This window comes from Halobellus marinus (assembly GCF_032113415.1).
Classification (GTDB): domain Archaea; phylum Halobacteriota; class Halobacteria; order Halobacteriales; family Haloferacaceae; genus Haloquadratum; species Haloquadratum marinus.
On record NZ_CP134946.1, the window covers coordinates 3,275,337 to 3,289,962 of the forward strand.

At 67.1% G+C, this 14,626-nt stretch carries 17 protein-coding genes and 2 tRNA genes; 9 read left to right on the forward strand and 10 right to left on the reverse strand.

The window, feature by feature from the left end:
* Window positions 1-7: 7 nt before the first annotated feature.
* Window positions 8-2,422 (reverse strand): DUF2298 domain-containing protein, encoded by a 2,415-nt coding sequence (locus RJT37_RS16235; RefSeq protein WP_313686091.1) that lies wholly within the window; start codon window positions 2,420-2,422, stop codon window positions 8-10.
* A 151-nt stretch (window positions 2,423-2,573) separates the two neighbouring features.
* Between RJT37_RS16235 and RJT37_RS16240 the strand changes: the two genes are divergently transcribed.
* The 3 genes from RJT37_RS16240 (at window position 2,574) to RJT37_RS16250 (ending at window position 4,031) form a co-directional block, all read left to right on the forward strand.
* Window positions 2,574-3,386 carry a glycosyltransferase gene (locus tag RJT37_RS16240; protein ID WP_313686093.1) on the forward strand — a complete coding sequence of 271 codons (813 nt, stop codon included), beginning with the start codon at window positions 2,574-2,576 and terminating at the stop codon, window positions 3,384-3,386.
* Window positions 3,387-3,842 (forward strand): GtrA family protein, encoded by a 456-nt coding sequence (locus RJT37_RS16245; protein WP_313686094.1) that lies wholly within the window; start codon window positions 3,387-3,389, stop codon window positions 3,840-3,842.
* Between the two features lie 114 nt (window positions 3,843-3,956).
* Window positions 3,957-4,031, forward strand: a tRNA-Met gene (locus RJT37_RS16250).
* Window positions 4,032-4,102: 71 nt separating this feature from the next.
* On the opposite strand, the gene RJT37_RS16255 is transcribed toward RJT37_RS16250, so the two are convergent.
* The 5 genes from RJT37_RS16255 to RJT37_RS16275 form a co-directional block, all read right to left on the reverse strand.
* Complete coding sequence (locus RJT37_RS16255) at window positions 4,103-4,513, reverse strand: Rieske (2Fe-2S) protein (RefSeq protein ID WP_313686096.1); 411 nt, start codon at window positions 4,511-4,513, stop codon at window positions 4,103-4,105.
* Between the two features lie 51 nt (window positions 4,514-4,564).
* A complete protein-coding gene (locus RJT37_RS16260; protein ID WP_313686098.1) occupies window positions 4,565-5,488 on the reverse strand; it encodes an aminotransferase class IV in 924 nt (307 codons plus the stop codon).
* A 33-nt stretch (window positions 5,489-5,521) separates the two neighbouring features.
* A complete protein-coding gene (locus RJT37_RS16265; RefSeq protein WP_313686100.1) occupies window positions 5,522-6,367 on the reverse strand; it encodes a helix-hairpin-helix domain-containing protein in 846 nt (281 codons plus the stop codon).
* Window positions 6,368-6,442: 75 nt separating this feature from the next.
* Window positions 6,443-6,880 (reverse strand): DUF5790 family protein, encoded by a 438-nt coding sequence (locus tag RJT37_RS16270; protein WP_313686102.1) that lies wholly within the window; start codon window positions 6,878-6,880, stop codon window positions 6,443-6,445.
* A gap of 84 nt (window positions 6,881-6,964) precedes the next feature.
* Entirely contained in the window at window positions 6,965-7,309 is a 345-nt protein-coding gene (locus tag RJT37_RS16275) for a dihydroneopterin aldolase family protein (protein WP_313686104.1), read from the reverse strand.
* Between the two features lie 123 nt (window positions 7,310-7,432).
* Here RJT37_RS16275 and azf point away from each other — a divergent pair, with 123 nt between their 5' ends.
* Both azf and RJT37_RS16285 read left to right on the forward strand, forming a co-directional pair.
* Window positions 7,433-8,224 (forward strand): NAD-dependent glucose-6-phosphate dehydrogenase Azf, encoded by a 792-nt coding sequence (gene azf, locus RJT37_RS16280; RefSeq protein ID WP_313686106.1) that lies wholly within the window; start codon window positions 7,433-7,435, stop codon window positions 8,222-8,224.
* Window positions 8,225-8,438: 214 nt separating this feature from the next.
* Window positions 8,439-8,918: a universal stress protein gene (locus tag RJT37_RS16285; protein WP_313686108.1), complete on the forward strand. Its 480-nt coding sequence runs from the start codon at window positions 8,439-8,441 to the stop codon at window positions 8,916-8,918.
* Window positions 8,919-8,991: 73 nt separating this feature from the next.
* On the opposite strand, the gene RJT37_RS16290 is transcribed toward RJT37_RS16285, so the two are convergent.
* Window positions 8,992-9,636: a DUF309 domain-containing protein gene (locus RJT37_RS16290; RefSeq protein WP_313686110.1), complete on the reverse strand. Its 645-nt coding sequence runs from the start codon at window positions 9,634-9,636 to the stop codon at window positions 8,992-8,994.
* A gap of 122 nt (window positions 9,637-9,758) precedes the next feature.
* Here RJT37_RS16290 and RJT37_RS16295 point away from each other — a divergent pair, with 122 nt between their 5' ends.
* Window positions 9,759-9,995, forward strand: a complete 237-nt coding sequence (locus RJT37_RS16295; RefSeq protein ID WP_313686112.1) for a DUF7564 family protein — start codon at window positions 9,759-9,761, stop codon at window positions 9,993-9,995.
* Window positions 9,996-9,999: 4 nt separating this feature from the next.
* Window positions 10,000-10,554: a DUF192 domain-containing protein gene (locus RJT37_RS16300; protein ID WP_313686113.1), complete on the forward strand. Its 555-nt coding sequence runs from the start codon at window positions 10,000-10,002 to the stop codon at window positions 10,552-10,554.
* A gap of 9 nt (window positions 10,555-10,563) precedes the next feature.
* Here the strand turns inward: RJT37_RS16300 and RJT37_RS16305 are convergent, their stop codons facing one another.
* The 3 genes from RJT37_RS16305 to RJT37_RS16315 form a co-directional block, all read right to left on the reverse strand.
* Window positions 10,564-11,016 (reverse strand): pyridoxamine 5'-phosphate oxidase family protein, encoded by a 453-nt coding sequence (locus tag RJT37_RS16305; RefSeq protein ID WP_313686115.1) that lies wholly within the window; start codon window positions 11,014-11,016, stop codon window positions 10,564-10,566.
* Between the two features lie 102 nt (window positions 11,017-11,118).
* Window positions 11,119-11,625, reverse strand: coding sequence for a phosphate-starvation-inducible PsiE family protein (locus RJT37_RS16310; protein ID WP_390209090.1), 507 nt, complete (start codon window positions 11,623-11,625; stop codon window positions 11,119-11,121).
* 446 nt (window positions 11,626-12,071) lie between these two features.
* Window positions 12,072-12,144 (reverse strand) — tRNA-Arg (locus RJT37_RS16315).
* A 161-nt stretch (window positions 12,145-12,305) separates the two neighbouring features.
* Here RJT37_RS16315 and RJT37_RS16320 point away from each other — a divergent pair.
* Entirely contained in the window at window positions 12,306-12,803 is a 498-nt protein-coding gene (locus RJT37_RS16320) for a hypothetical protein (RefSeq protein WP_313686117.1), read from the forward strand.
* A 309-nt stretch (window positions 12,804-13,112) separates the two neighbouring features.
* Window positions 13,113-14,606: a single-stranded DNA binding protein gene (locus tag RJT37_RS16325; protein WP_313686118.1), complete on the forward strand. Its 1,494-nt coding sequence runs from the start codon at window positions 13,113-13,115 to the stop codon at window positions 14,604-14,606.
* The last annotated feature ends 20 nt before the right edge of the window (window positions 14,607-14,626 follow it).

Here is a 14,626-nt window from a genome sequence, read left to right on the forward strand (position 1 = left end):
GACTTTCTCACGTCGCGGACTCCGTCACCTCGTAGATCGTCACGTCGCCCGACTGGTGGACGATCTCGACTCCCTCGCCGAACGAAATCGAGCCGTACCGCGCTCGCTCGCTCGGCCCGACCCAGATGTACCGGACGTCGTACTCTTCGAGGAGCGACTCGCGGACGGAGTCGTTGCCGGTGTACATCGCGTCGACGTCGCTGACGCGCTCGCTGTAGGCGGCCTGGCCACGGTATCCGACCTCGTGTTGCCACCCGGCGACGGTCGGCACGCCGGTCAGACTCGACGCTGGGTTGGCCGCCCAGGAGTACATCACGCGGTCGCGGCCGTCGGTGCCGCCGGCGTAGGAGCGCGTGCCGGGCGCTTCCAGGAGCGTCGGCTGTCCCGGTCTGTCGTCGAGCCACTCGATCGCCGCCACCTGCTCGGGGTGGTCCGTCTCGACGAACGCCGTCGCGTCGAGCGTCGGGCCGTGTGCCGGCCGCTGCTCGAAGTGCGACCCAAGCGCGAGCACACCGTAGATACTCGTTGCGGCCACCAGTCCGATTACGAGGACGACGGCGGCGACGCGTCGCCAGGGGATTTCGGGGAGGGAGGCGGATCCGCTCGCTTCGTCACCTCCGGTGCCGGATCCCCCTGTTCCGCCGCGGCCGCGCCCCCACTTGACGACAAGCGCCGGCAGCGCGACGCCCATCGCCGTCCCGAGGAACACCCACACCTGCATATACGTCTTGAACACGGTGTTCATTCGTCCCGGCCCCGCCTGCTCGTTCACGTAGACCAGTTCCACGAGCGTGACGAGCCCCATCCCGGCGACCACGAGCACCGCCTCGTAGCCGACCGAGCGTTCGACGCGGAGCGCAACCCAGGCGAGTACGAGCAGCGGTACCGAGACCGCGAGCGTCGCGAAGCCGATCGTGTACCCGACGTAACCCGCGGCAATCAGAGCGCCGAGGAGCACCACCGGCCGTCGGACGGAGACCTGCGAGAGGAGAAAGCCGCCCAGGCCGACGAGGAAGGCGCCGTGGACGAGAAGCAGGGAGCCGAATCCGCTCCGGAGGTCCGGGCCGAGGAACTCGACCGATCGCTCGCCGCCGCCGATCGCCGCACCGAGGAGAAACGGCGCAGCCAGTATCCCAGCAACGACTCCCGCGGCTGCGGCGACGAGAAGCGCTCCGCCCACCCGCCCGATTTCACGCTTCACAGCGACGATAGCGGCGTCCGAGCGGCCGTCTGCCGACGTCTTTCGGTCGGCCACCTGCCCCCGGATCGAGGCCCACTGGGGACGATACCCCGCCGGAAGCAACGTCCAGGGATCGGTCGGCGCGAACGTCGCAGCCAGCCAGCCGACGGCGAGGACGCTCGGAAAGCTCCAGGTGCTCTGGATCGCCTGCCAGGCCGCAAGCAGCGGAATCACGGCAAGCAGCAGGACGCGTCGCCGCCGCAGCGCCGCCGCGGGTGTCCGGTAGTACGCATACCCGACCGCGGCAGCCAGAAGAAGCGTCGGCGTCCCCATCATATGCGCGTGGAGATCGCCGTTCAGCCACGCGAAAAGCGGAAACTCGTTGATCGTCCCGGGGATGACGCGGGAGGCGCTCCAGTAGCTGAACGATTCCGCTCCCGCCAGGAGCTGTGCGACGGTGTAGTCCGTCCGCCCCGCGACGTACTCGGCGATCGGCCGCTGGAGCGACCCGGGAAGCCCGAGCAGCACGAACCGACCGGCCGTGACGAGGTTGCTCGCGAGGCCGACAAAGAAGACGGCGGTCCCGCCGGCGACGCGCCGGGACAGCCCCCGTTCCGCGCCGACGGCGCCGGCGAGTTCGAACGCTGCCGAGACGAGTGCGGCGTAGAAGCCCGCCAGCGCGAGGTTGTAGGCGAAACGGGGCGGCGTCCCAGTCAGCCACGAGAGGAGCGTCGCCGTCAGGTGGCCGCCGTAGTAGTATTTCACTGGCTCGTTCGCGAACCAGAAGTCCTCCGGCGGCAGAACCGTCGACCGCTGGAGCGTCTGCAGGAGGCCGAAATCGAGGAACTTCTCGCCGCCGCCCGGGTGGACCGCCGGGTCGACGGCGCGGATCGCCACGAGAAACAGGAATCCGGCCAAAAAGACGACCGCGGCGTCGGTCGCGGCGTCACGGTCGAGGTCGACCCCGAGTCGGATCTCGCCCCTGCGGAGCGCGGCGAGGTCGAGGGCCGCGAGCGCGCTGGCGGTAAGCAGCGTCAGGACGCCGGCGGCGAGCGCGACCGGTCCCCACGTCAGCCGACCGACCCAGTAGGCGGGGAGACTGAGCGTGACGAGCGCGGCGGGCACGGCGAGACCCGCACCCCGTCCCGTCGCCGTCGGCAGGAGGCGAGCGACGAGCGGTAGTCCGAGCGTAAAGAGGGCCGCATAGAGGACCAGCCAGCGGGCGAGGAGGGCGTACTCCATTCTCCGTACCGACGGAGTGGGACGCCCGAACATACGTTTTGTGATGCGCCGGCCGTCGCCGCGGTTGTCCCCGGTGCTCATCACCGGGGTCGTCTCCGCCGCTGGCCGGGTAGCGGTTCGCTTTTCACACAGAAGCCGGTAGCTGGGGGTGATGACTCGTCCCGTCGGGATCGTCGTGCCAGCCTACCGGCCCGATCCCGAGCGCCTCCGCGCGTACCTCCGCGCGCTCGACGACCGGCTCGATCCCACGGTTATCCGCGTCGAGCTCGACGCGCCGGAGCCCGGCGTTCGGGACCGACTCGCGGACCTTCCGGATACCGTCGAGGTCGCGACGTCCGACGGTCGCCGGGGCAAAGGCGCGGCGATCACCGCCGGATTCGAGGCGCTCGCCTCGTCCGTGGAGATCCTGGCGTTCGCCGACGCCGACGGCAGCACGCCCGCGGATTCGCTGGCTGCCGTCGTCGACGCCGTCGCCTCGGGTTCGGCCGACCTCGCCGCCGGCTCCCGCCGCCATCCCGACGCGGACGTCGCCGCCCACCAGACGTTCGCCCGCCGTCGCCTCGGCGACGGCTTCGCGTGGCTCGCGCGCCGCTTCCTCGACGAGCAACTCTACGACTACCAGTGCGGCGCGAAGGCGCTCACCACTGAGGTGTGGGGCCGGATCCGTTCGCACCTCTACGAACCGGGATTCGCGTGGGACCTCGAACTCGTCGCCGTCGCGGGTGCGCTCGACTACCGGATCGTGGAGGTCCCCGTCCGCTGGGAGGACCGCCCCGGATCGACCGTCTCGACCGTCGGGACGACGCTGCGGCTCGCGCGGGCGCTCGTTACCGCCCGGCACCGCGCCAAGTTGCTCCGGGAGAATCGGATGCACAAACTGCTGGCCGCCCGTCGCTCGAAGGAACCGTCGCTCGTCGAACGCCTCGCCGCCGGAGAGGCGGCAGACGCCGTCGAGGCCGACTGAATGGTCCGGGTCCGCGAGACCGTCGCCGCCCTGGCCTCCGGCGTGCGGTTCGGGAAGTTCGCCTCCGTCGGCGCTGTCGGCGCCGTCTTCGATATAGCTACCACGACCGCACTCATCGTCGGATTCGGCGTCTTAGGCGAGTACGCGAAACTCGTCGGTGCGGAGGTCGCGATCGTCGTGATGTTCGCGATCAACGAGCGGTGGACGTTCTCCGAACTCGGCGCTCCCGGGAGGCTGCCGACGCTGAAGCGCTTCGTCCGCTCGAATCTCGTTCGCAGCGGCGGCCTCGCCGTGCAGTTTCTGATCGTCCGGGGGCTCCGCCAGCTCGAGCTCTCGGTTGTGGTCTTCGGCTTCGACCTCTGGCAGCTGATTCCCATCCCGATCGCCATCGGCGCGTCGGTCCTCTTGAACTACGTCGCCGAGAGCCTCATCACCTGGCGCGTCACGCGGTCGTGACCCGACGTTGCGGCGGGCCTGAGTCGGGCTGGGCGGCGATCACGACTGCGGGTGAAAGTGCCACACTGCGGGCGAAACACAACCCTTAACCGTGATCCACGGTTTCGTTCCAGTAGCGGGATGGGATAGCCAGGAGATTCCGCCGGGCTCATAACCCGGAGATCGGTAGTTCAAATCTACCTCCCGCTATCCGTCGCGAGATCGACTTTTGATCTGCGCGATGATGTACCGCTGGCGACCCCGATTTTTCGACTCTGATCTTAGAAGTCGATCCGACTGCCCGAAGAGAGATCCAGCTCCTCGGAGAGTCCCGGCTCGGCCGAATCCCACTCGTCGTCAGTGAGATACACTGCGCCGTCGGCGACGGTCACCTCGAACGTATCGAGCACCGCGCCCTCACAGGGGCCGAAATCGCAGGTACCGCTGTTTTTCGCGAACGTCGCGCCGTGTTTCCCGCAGACGATCTCGCCGTTCCTGACGAGCGCGCTCGATCCTTTGTCGAGCCGGACGTCCCGCCAGTGGGGGCAGTAGTTGGTGTAGGCGACGATAGAGCCGTCGTCGAGGCGGGTGAGAATCCCCTCGGTCGTCTCGAAGCCCCCTTTGGCGGTGAAGACGACCGTCCCGTCGGCGGTGATCTCCTCGGCCGCGACGATGCGGCGTTCCTCGTCCATACCGCGGCTTTGGGCGACAGCGATTCAAGCTGACGGTTTCGGAACGCGGCGTCAGGTATCCGGACCGTCGTTGTCAGCGGAATCGGCATCCCCGTCTACGTCACTTCGGTAATACTCCCGTTCGATCCGGGCGTCGAAGACGCGCCGCAAAAGCGTCGTCACCGGCCCCCCGCCGACGGAGATGCCGTCGACCGTCTCGACGGGACGGACTTCCCAGGTGGAGTTCGTCACGAACGCTTCCTCGGCGTTCCGGAGATCGTCGGGCGTGAACGCGCCCTCACGGACCGGAATCTCCTCCGCCTCGGCGACGTCGAGGACCGCCGCGCGGGTGATTCCCGGCAGGACGGGCCCGTCGAGACTCGGTGTACAGAGCGCGTCGCCGTCGACGAAAAAGAGGTTGCTCGTCGCCCCCTCCGCGAGGTGTCCGTCGCCGTCGAGCATCACTGCCTCGTCGGCATCCGACACCCGGAGTTCGAGTCGCGCGAGGATGCCGTTGAGATAGTTGTGCGTCTTCGCCCGCGAGGGGAGCGCCTCGTCGGGAATTCGGCGGGTCTTCACCGTCTGGAGGGTTGCGGGCTCGTCCCACACCGGCTCGCCCTCGACGCCGCCGCGGGGGAGCGGGGTCGCCTGCACGACGACCGTCGGGTCGATTTCCGGATCGGGCGTCAGTTTCCCCTGCTGAACACCGCGGGTGATCGAGAGTTTCACCGACGCGTCCGCGAAGTCGTTCGCGGCCAGTGTCTCGTCGACGCGGCGTTTCAACTCCGCGTTCGAGAGCCCGTGTTCCAGCGCCAGCACCTCGGTGGACCCGGCGAGTCGATCAGCGTGAGCCTCCCACCGGAACACTTCGCCGCCGTAGACCCGGAGCGTCTCGAAGACCGCGTCACCGTACTGAAATCCCCGATCGCGGACGCTCACGGTCGCCGACGCGGCGGACACGAGTTCGCCGTCGACGTGGTACTGCAGGTCGCTCATCGACGGCGAGCGCCTCGGCCCGGGGGGTCGCGGCTACGACTCCTCTTGTGCACGGTCGATCCAGCCCGTGACGCGCTTCTCCGAGACATCGATCTCCGCTGCGAGGTCCGCCGCGTCGGCCGCCGCGAGGTCAGCGACGGTCTCGATGCCGGCGTTGCCGAGCCGTTCGCCGTAGGCCGGCCCGATCCCCTTGAGCGTCTCTACTGGCTCGCCGTCGGCTTCGTCCGCCTCCTCGCCTTTCGGTTCGCCGGGCTCGTCAGGTGTCTCTACCGCCGCTTCGCCGGCTGCTTCCGTCGCCGCTTCGTCCTCGGGCGTCGCCGCCGTCTCGGCTGTGTCGTCTGTGTCTGGTTCGTCGGCGTCGACTGCTCCCTCGTCGTCAGTGCCGGGTGAGGAGACCACTTCCGCGGGCTCTTTGCCGGCCTCCTCGTCGACGAGGGTTCCCGTGGAGGCGGCGGCATCGGTCTCGGCCGCGACGGCGTCCGCCTCCGGTTCCGCTCCTTTTTCTGCTTCTGCGACGGCGTCCGCCCCCGGTTCCGCTCCTTCTTCTGCTTCCGCGACGGCGTCCGCCTCCGGTTCCGCTCCTTTTTCTGCTTCTGCGACGGCGTCCGCCCCCGGTTCCGCTCCTTCTTCTGCTTCCGCGACGGCGTCCGCCTCCGCTCCTTCCTCGGCGTCCGCCTCGGACTCGTCGGCTGTCGCCGTGTCTGTGCCTTTGATCGTCGACTCTGCCGACGCGTCCGCCGCTTCGCGGTCCTCCTGCGGCTCGTGCTCGACTGACACCTGTCCTTCCGTGTGTGTGGGCTCCGACGGGGTCGAGTCCGACTTCCCCCCACCGCCCAGGAGCGACCGCAACGACGACCGGATCGTCTCGAGTATGCTCATCCTACCGGTGGATTGTTCGCGGAGTGTTAAAAATGGAACTACGGTCGTCCGGCTCTGGGGCCGCTGTGACCGCGGTCACTCGTCGTCGCTCGTCCCGTCGTCCCCGTCGGCTTCCCCAGCCTCCGTAGCCTCCTCGAGCTGGTTTCGGAGTTCCGGCACCGTCCCGGTGAGGTCGCCGACGAGTTCCTCGGCCTCCGCGATCGACGATAACAGCGTTTCGACGGCCTCGATCTCCGCTTCCAGCGATTCCGGATCGTCGAAGGCGTCGGCTCGCTGGCCGACGATGAACGTCTTCTTGGCCTGCCGGAAGTGCTCTTGGGCGTCGTCGCCGTCCAGTGCCGAGCGGAGCGCGTTGAGGACGCCGAGGACGTTGTCCGCCTCCGCGTCCCACACTGCGTCGGGGTCGGGAAGCTGGTCACGGGCGTCCGCGAGGTGACTCTCGACCTCCTCGCGCATCTCCGCGGCGGCCTCGCCGAACAGGTCGTCGTCTGCGAGCGTACTCTGGGAGCTCATACCGGCAAATTCGGCGCCGGGGAGGTTAAATACACGCCCAAAAGTGAAAGTAAAACCGGGAGTCTCAGGGAGATTCCGGTGGAATCACTCCTCGACGCCGACGAGTTTCATCAGCGGATACCCGTCTTCCATCTCCATCCGCGTCCGGACGGCCACGTCGGCGTACTCGATGCGCATCTCGACGTCGATGAACCGGCCGGTCAGTTCGGTGTAGTCGGCGGACGACGACGCCAGTTCCTCCCTGATGCGCTCGGTCCGGACGTCGACGTCGACGTCGACACAGTGGGGTTGATTCTCGATCGCCTCCTCCATCGCGCGAGCGAGGCTCCCGGCGCTTTCGGGACTGACAGGGGTACCCGCAAACTGGTGGTACAGCGATCCGAACTTGATCCCGGCCTCGAAGCACGCGTGCTCGGCGTCGGTTGGCATACTCGGATCTGGCTCCCGGACGCAAAGGGCGTATCGGCTTTCGGCGGACGCGCTCGTGGCTGCAGCGCCCCGGTCGGCGCGAATCGGACGTTTCTTGGCCTCCCTGTACCGATGGTCGTGTGAATGGACGATCCGGTTCTCCTGACTGGAGCGGGCGGCCGCGTCGGGCAGGCGATTCTCCGCCACCTCGGCGACCGCTTCGCGTGGCGGCTGCTCGACCGCGAGCCGATGCCGGAGACAAAACTCCCCGCGGGCGTCGGTACCGACGACGTGTACATCGCCGACATCACCGACGAGTCGGCGGTCCGCGAGGCGCTCGACGGCTGCCGCGCCGTGATCCATCTCGCTGGCGATCCGCGCCCGGAGGCCCCGTGGGACAGCGTCCTCGCGAACAACATCGACGGGACCCAGACGATGTTCGCCGCGGCCGTCGAAGCAGGCGTCGAGAAGTTCGCCTTCGCCTCCTCCAATCACGCTGTCGGCGCCTACGAGACCGACACCCGGACCCCAGAGCTGTACCGCCCCGAGGACGACTTCCGGCTCGACGGGACCGAACTCCCCCGACCGAGCAACCTCTACGGCGTGAGCAAGGCCGCCGGCGAGACGCTCGGCCGGTACTACCACGACCACCACGACCTCCCGGTGGTCAACGTCCGCATCGGCAACCTCACCGAGGGGCACCCGCCGATCGACTACGAGCGCGGGCAGGCGATGTGGCTCTCCTACCGCGACTGCGCGCACCTCTTCGAGCGGTGTCTGCTGGCCGACTACGGCTACGAGATAGTCTACGGCATCTCCGATAACGACCGCAAGTACTACTCGATCGAGCGCGCGAAGGAGGTTCTCGGCTACGACCCGCAGGACAACTCTGCGGAGTGGGACGGCGACGAGCACGTCGACGGCGACAACCGGTAAGCAGTTACAACAGTCAGTATCAGTCGTCCCCCCGGCCTCCGCTTCTCTATGAGTGCCCGAACCGGGAGTCTCGACCAGGCTATAGGCGATGACGTCTCCGTCCTCGCCAGAGAGGTGGATTCCCGCGGGGATTGCTTATTTGTACTAAATATTAACCCGAATCTGGAGTAAATCTCAAAAGAGTCAAGTAGCTATGGACAGAAGTACAACCAAGATGAGTATGAACACAGTACTACTGGCATTCGGCCCGAAAGACGAGCAGCGAACCGACGAACTCCTCGACACGGCGACCTCGATCGTCGACCCCGACGGGACGGTCGTCCTGCTCCACGCCTTCGGTCGAGAACGGTACGACGAGATCTCGACGAAACTGAACATCGACGACGACTCGGAGATCACCCCCGACGACGTCGCCCGGCGGACGCGGCCGGTTCGTGAGATGGCGGACCGCCTCGACCGCGTCGGCGTCGATTACGTCGTCCGCGGGGCGCTCGGTGAGGCGAGCGATACCATCCTCCGGGAGAGCAAGACGGAGGACGCCGACCTCGTCGTCGTCGGCGGGCGCAGTCGCTCCGCCACAGGGAAGGCCCTCTTCGGATCGACGGCGCAGAAGGTTCTCTTCGAGGCCGACTGCCCGGTGACGTTCGTCAAAGAGCAGTCCGAAGCGACGAAGAAGGCCGCCGCTCCCGCGTAGTCGCGGAGAGACGTCCCGTCGCTCGAAATCGGTGAACCGATCGAACACCGCGTTCTGAACCGTTCTTTCCGGACTAATCGAAGATCCCAGAGACGTCGGCCTCCTCGCTGCGCCGCCGCTCGACGTGCCCGCGGAGCCGTTGGTAGACGATCGACCGCCGATCCCGGTCTGCGGTGAACGAAAAGAGCATTCCGACGAAACCACGGGAGCGGCGCTGTGGCGTCCCCTCGGGCGAGCCGGCCCCGTGCAACTCCTCTCTGGCATACCGAACCGCGTCGTCGACGACGCTCTCGTCGAACGCTTCGTACTCCGCAGCCAGAAGCGTCGCCGCGCTGGCGACGTTCTCGAAGGACAGATCCAGCGGCGTCACCGCTTCGCCGTCGTGCCGGAGTGCGAGCGGTCGGCGGCGCTCGGCGAACTCGGGGTCCGCAGCGAGTCGTCGGAGGTAGTCGCACACTGCAGCGACATTGACGCCGTGGTAGTCGTCGCCGACGGTCCCGAGATACCCCCCGGCGCTCTCTGCAAGTCCGGCCGCACCGTTCCAGTTTCGGCGGCGCGCGTGATAGACTGCGGCCGTGTACTGAATGAGCCCGTGGAGTAGCTGTTCGTCGGGCGTTCCCGCGTCGAGTTCGAGCCACGGCTCCTCCCAGACGTCGTGGGCCGCGTGGTGGTCGCCGGCGTTGAAGACGGCGATGCCGATCCGGAGTGCGTCCCGCACGCCCGGTAGATGTGCCCGGGGCGGCAATACACTGTCGGAGCCGGTGATGAACTTATCCGCGTGCAGTCCGTCTGGTAAGGTGAATAGCCGATGATCACACAGCCCAGCTCCCGCCGACCACGATGACCCGAACGCGTGTGACGTGCCTCGACTGCGGTACCGAGTTCGTTCGTCCGAACGGCTACGCAGGGAACTACTGTCCGGACTGCCACGAGGCGTGGGCCACCGAGGAGCGCGCCGTCGACGACGATGCCGACGAGAGCGCGGGGCCGCGCCGATCCAACGGGCACACGACCCCCTCGGTTCGGCACCTCGACGACGAGGAGGCGGACGCGCCATCGCGGTACGACGAGGAGTGACCCGATGGACCGCCGCCGGTATCTGGCGCTGACCGGAACACTGGGCGCCTCGCTCGCGGGGTGTGCCGGCGACGGTTCCGAGGCCGTGACAACGGCGACGTCGACGACGTCGGAGACATCGGAACCGTCTCCGGAAACCGACCCCGGGACGCCGATCCACGCGGACTACGAGACCACGGAGGTCCAGGTGCGCTCCCCGGACGGCGAGCTGCTCGGTTCGGTGACAGCTGCAATCGCCGATACCTCGGAACTCCGGTATCTCGGTTTGAGCGACACCGAATCGCTGCCGGAGGATCGCGGGATGCTCTTCACCTACGAATCGGTGTCGGACCGGACGTTCGTGATGCGTGAGATGGATTTCGGCATCGACATCGTCTACGCCGACGACGAGGGACGGATCACCCGCATCCACCACGCGCCGGCGCCAGCGCCCGACGAAAACGGCGAGAACCAACGGTATCCCGGCCGCGGCCAGTACGTCCTCGAAGTGGGATACGAGTGGACGAGCGAGCGGGGGATTAGCGAGGGCGACGTGCTGGCGTTCGATCTCGACGGGTGATGACGAACGCTACTCAGCCCTGTTTCGGGGCGACTGCCGCCCGGTCATCTCGGTGATAGTCAGTTCGTACCAGACCGGGGTGGTCTCCTTGACGTCCTGAAAGACGGTGAGCGTGGTAACCGTCGCGTATTCGGAGAAGATTTCTACCGCCTCGGTGATCTCGGACGGGCGGTCTTCGACCGGCGTGAGTCGCCCGGTGACGACGACGCTCTGCCAGTCGTCGACGTCCTGCCAATCGTAGACGGCGAGGCTCACCGAATCCGAGTCGTCCAGTCGGGACTGCTTTCGGCTCTCGTCGCCCATCACCAGCTGGAAGATACACCTGTTTCCGGGAACGTCGTATCCGAACGAGACCGGTAACCCGTACGGCTCCTCACCCGCAAACGAGAGGACGCCGTGTCCCTGGCGTTCCAGAAACGCGCCGATTTCCTCGTCTCCCATCCCGACCCCATATTCGTCCATTGCAGGAATCAACCCCGCCGGATCCTACGTCTGCACCAGTATTATGGTTTTGTAATAATCCGAGTGACAGCCGCGCTGCTCGCGTTCGGTCGCCGCAGTGGACTACTGTCCCGTCATCGAGGTCCGTCGGTCGACGTACAGCAGCGCCACCAGTCCCAGCGTCAGGATCCCGTAGGCGGTCGCCGCGACCAACGCCGCCTCGATGGAGTCGTACTCGCCCGTCCGGAAGATGATGATCTTCCGAACGACGGCGATCACGCCGGTGTAGATCACCAGCCGAACGATCCGTCGGGTGTCGTTCTCCTTGATGTAGGCGACGACAGTCTGGTACACCTCCACGATGATGAGCAAGAGCAGACCGACGTCGATGAACCCGATAACGACGATCGGGTCGGTGATACTCCCTCCGAGCGTCGCTTGCGCGATCTGGAGACCGAGATCGAAGACACCCACGGCGAACAGTAACGCAAAGAGCGCCCCCGCCGCGATTTCGACCACGTTGACGAACCGGTCCATCCGGTGGACGGTGGCGTGGAGTCGCGGATGGGACTCCTCCGACAGCAGGTCTGTCGGCTCGGCCTCCGGTTGGTCTGTCCCTTCGTCGCTCACGACGTCATCCCCCGTTGCTGCCGCATCGTGTGAGTATTACGGCGTGAGGGTGATAAACACACGTCCGACTGCGGTCGGCCGCGGCTGGCCCGCTCGCATTGCAGGTGCCCGGATAAACCGCGCAGGCGACTCGCTCCGCTCGTCGTGTTGTGCTGCAGAGAAACGTCCTGACGGAGTTCCACGTGAGCAGACGCGAGCGTGGAGCACGTCAGGTCTGAACGAAGAGAACGTCCTGACGGAGTTCCACGTGAGCAGACGCGAGCGTGGAGCACGTCAGGTCTGAACGAAGAGAACGTCCTGACGGAGATTTGAACTCGCCGAGACGTTCCGGGTCGCTCACTCCGTTCGCTTCCCGGGCTGCGACTCGTCTGCTCAAATCTCCTGTCGGCGCATAAACCGACGCGGGCGACTCGCTGCGCTCGTCGCGTAGCGTCGGTAAAATATAGCGTCCTGACGGAGATTTGAACTCCGGTCCCTGGCTCCGCAAGCCAAGAGGATAGTCCACTACCCTATCAGGACTCACTACTCCGTACTGCGGGTTCACTTATCAGGGTTACGATGCGGCGGAAGCACCGTGCCGAAGTAGCACGATCCCGGCCGTCTCCGCCGCCGACGCCGTGACACAAGAGGTCCTTTGACTCTCCGATACGGCTTTTTGATGGTATGCCGTATCTGACGGTATGCGCCGCCGCACGGTCCTCGCACGTCTCGCTGCCGCCGTCCCGGTCGCACTCGCCGGCTGTACCGGCGGGTCCGACCCGGGCGGCACGGACACAGCGACGCCCGACGAGACGGAGACTCCGGATCGGACGACTGTCACGCCGGGAATCATCACGGCCAGCCTCCTGCCGCGCGAACGCTGTCCGGATCCGGGTGGAGCGACCGTCAGTTTCGGCGGCGACGGATCGATCTCGGTCGTCGGCTGCGTGATCGGAAACAACGCCTGTAACGTTCCGCGACTGGCAGAGACCGATTACGACACCGACACCGAGGAGATCACGGTCGTCGTGGCGGCCGTCGAGGAGCGCGACGAGGACGAGGCGTGCGCGGAGGTGATGGTGAATCTCGGCTACGAGGTCGATGTCGAGACCGAGGGGACGGCCGTGACGAGCGTTCGGGTCGTCCACGACGACCATCACGAGGACGGCCGACGGACCGTCGTCGACGTGACAAGGTGAGCGTCGGCGAGCGGACGGGGAGTGACCGGCACGGTGCCGAAGCGCAAGCGCCGCCGAACCTTTTTATCCGAAGGCGGAACCACACCGCCCGTGGCACGAACCGACGCGAGAACTGACGGACCGCGGTGGAGCGTCCCGGGCAGCAAGCCGGGTGTGACCGTCGTCCCGGGACAGGTCGACACCGCCCACAAGACAACCCTTAAGCGGCGGCCTTCCCTGGCTGTGGATATGCCTGTGGCCGTATCCGCACACACTGGGGGCCCCCGTTTCGGGTCCGCCGACCGTCGACGCGATGGGGGTGTCGCGTAGATGGGTGCGATCGAAGACGTGTACGAGGATCTCGACACCGACGTCGACTTCGAGGAGTTCGAGGCGGCCGTCGAGGACAAGGTCGAACAGATGGGGGGGCTCGCCGACGAGGAGACGGCGGCGATGCTGCTCGCCCACGAACTCCGCGACGACGAGGTCGAGGGCGTCGCCGACGTCGCGCCGGGGATGGACGAGGTGAAGTTCCTCGCGAAGGTGACGAAAATCGGTGAACTCCGGACCTTCGAGCGCGACGGCGAGGACGACGACGGCCGGGTCGTCAACGTCGACGTCGCCGACGAGTCCGGCCGAATCCGGATCACGATGTGGGACGAGATGGCCGAAGACGCCATCGAACGGCTCGAAGTCGGCCAGAACCTCCGTGTGGCCGGCCGGCCGAAAGAGGGGTACAACGGCGTCGAGGTCGACGTCGACAAGGTCGAACCGGCCCCGGACGCGGAGGTCGACGTCGAGATGCGGGAGTCCTACCGGGTCGAGGACCTCGCGCTCGGGCTCTCGGACGTGAACCTGCAGGGGCGCGTCCTCAGCACGGACAGCGTGCGGACGTTCGACCGCGACGACGGCTCCGAGGGCCGCGTCGCGAACCTGACGCTCGGTGACCCGACCGGTCGCATCCGCGTCACGCTCTGGGACGAGAAGGCGGATCTGGCGACGGAGTTCTCGGCCGGCGACTCGGTCGAAGTCGTCGACGGCTACGTCAGAGAACGCGACGGAACCCTGGAACTCCACGTCGGCAACCGCGGCGCGGTCGAACCGATCGACGAGGAGATCGAGTACGTCCCCGACACCCGCGACATCGACTCTTTGGAACTCGGCGAGACCGTCGACATCGCGGGCGGCGTCATCGAGACCGACCCCAAGCGAACGTTCGACCGCGACGACGGCTCCGAGGGGCAGGTCCGGAACGTCCGGATCAAAGACGAGACGGGCGACATCCGGGTCGCCCTCTGGGGGGAGAAGGCCGACGACGACATCGATCTCGCGGACTACGTCGTCGTCACGGACGCCGAGATCCAGGACGGCTGGCAGGACGACCTGGAGGCCTCCGCCGGCTGGCAGTCGACGGTGAGCGTGATGGACGAGACGCCCGAGGACGCCGCCGACACCGAGACGGACGCCGCGCAGTCGACCGGGCTCGGGGCCTTCGGCGACGGCGGGGATGCTGGCGATGGTGGTGACGCGGGCAACGGCGGGACCACCGCGACGGCCGATCCGGAACCGCCCTCGGCGTCGGACGGCGCCTCCGGGAGCGGTGCGGCTGCCGCCGTCACCGAGCGGCCCGACGACGAGTCGGTCGAATCCGAGACCTTCACCGGCACCGTCGTCCAGGCCGGCAGCCCGGTCGTCCTCGACGACGGCAGCGAGACGCGCAGCGTCGAGACCGACGAGTCGCTCCGCCTCGGCGAGAAAGTGACGGTCAGTGGGCCCCGCCGCGACGGCACGATCCACGCCGACGAGGTCGAACGGACGAAGTAACGGGACTGCTCCGAGCCGGC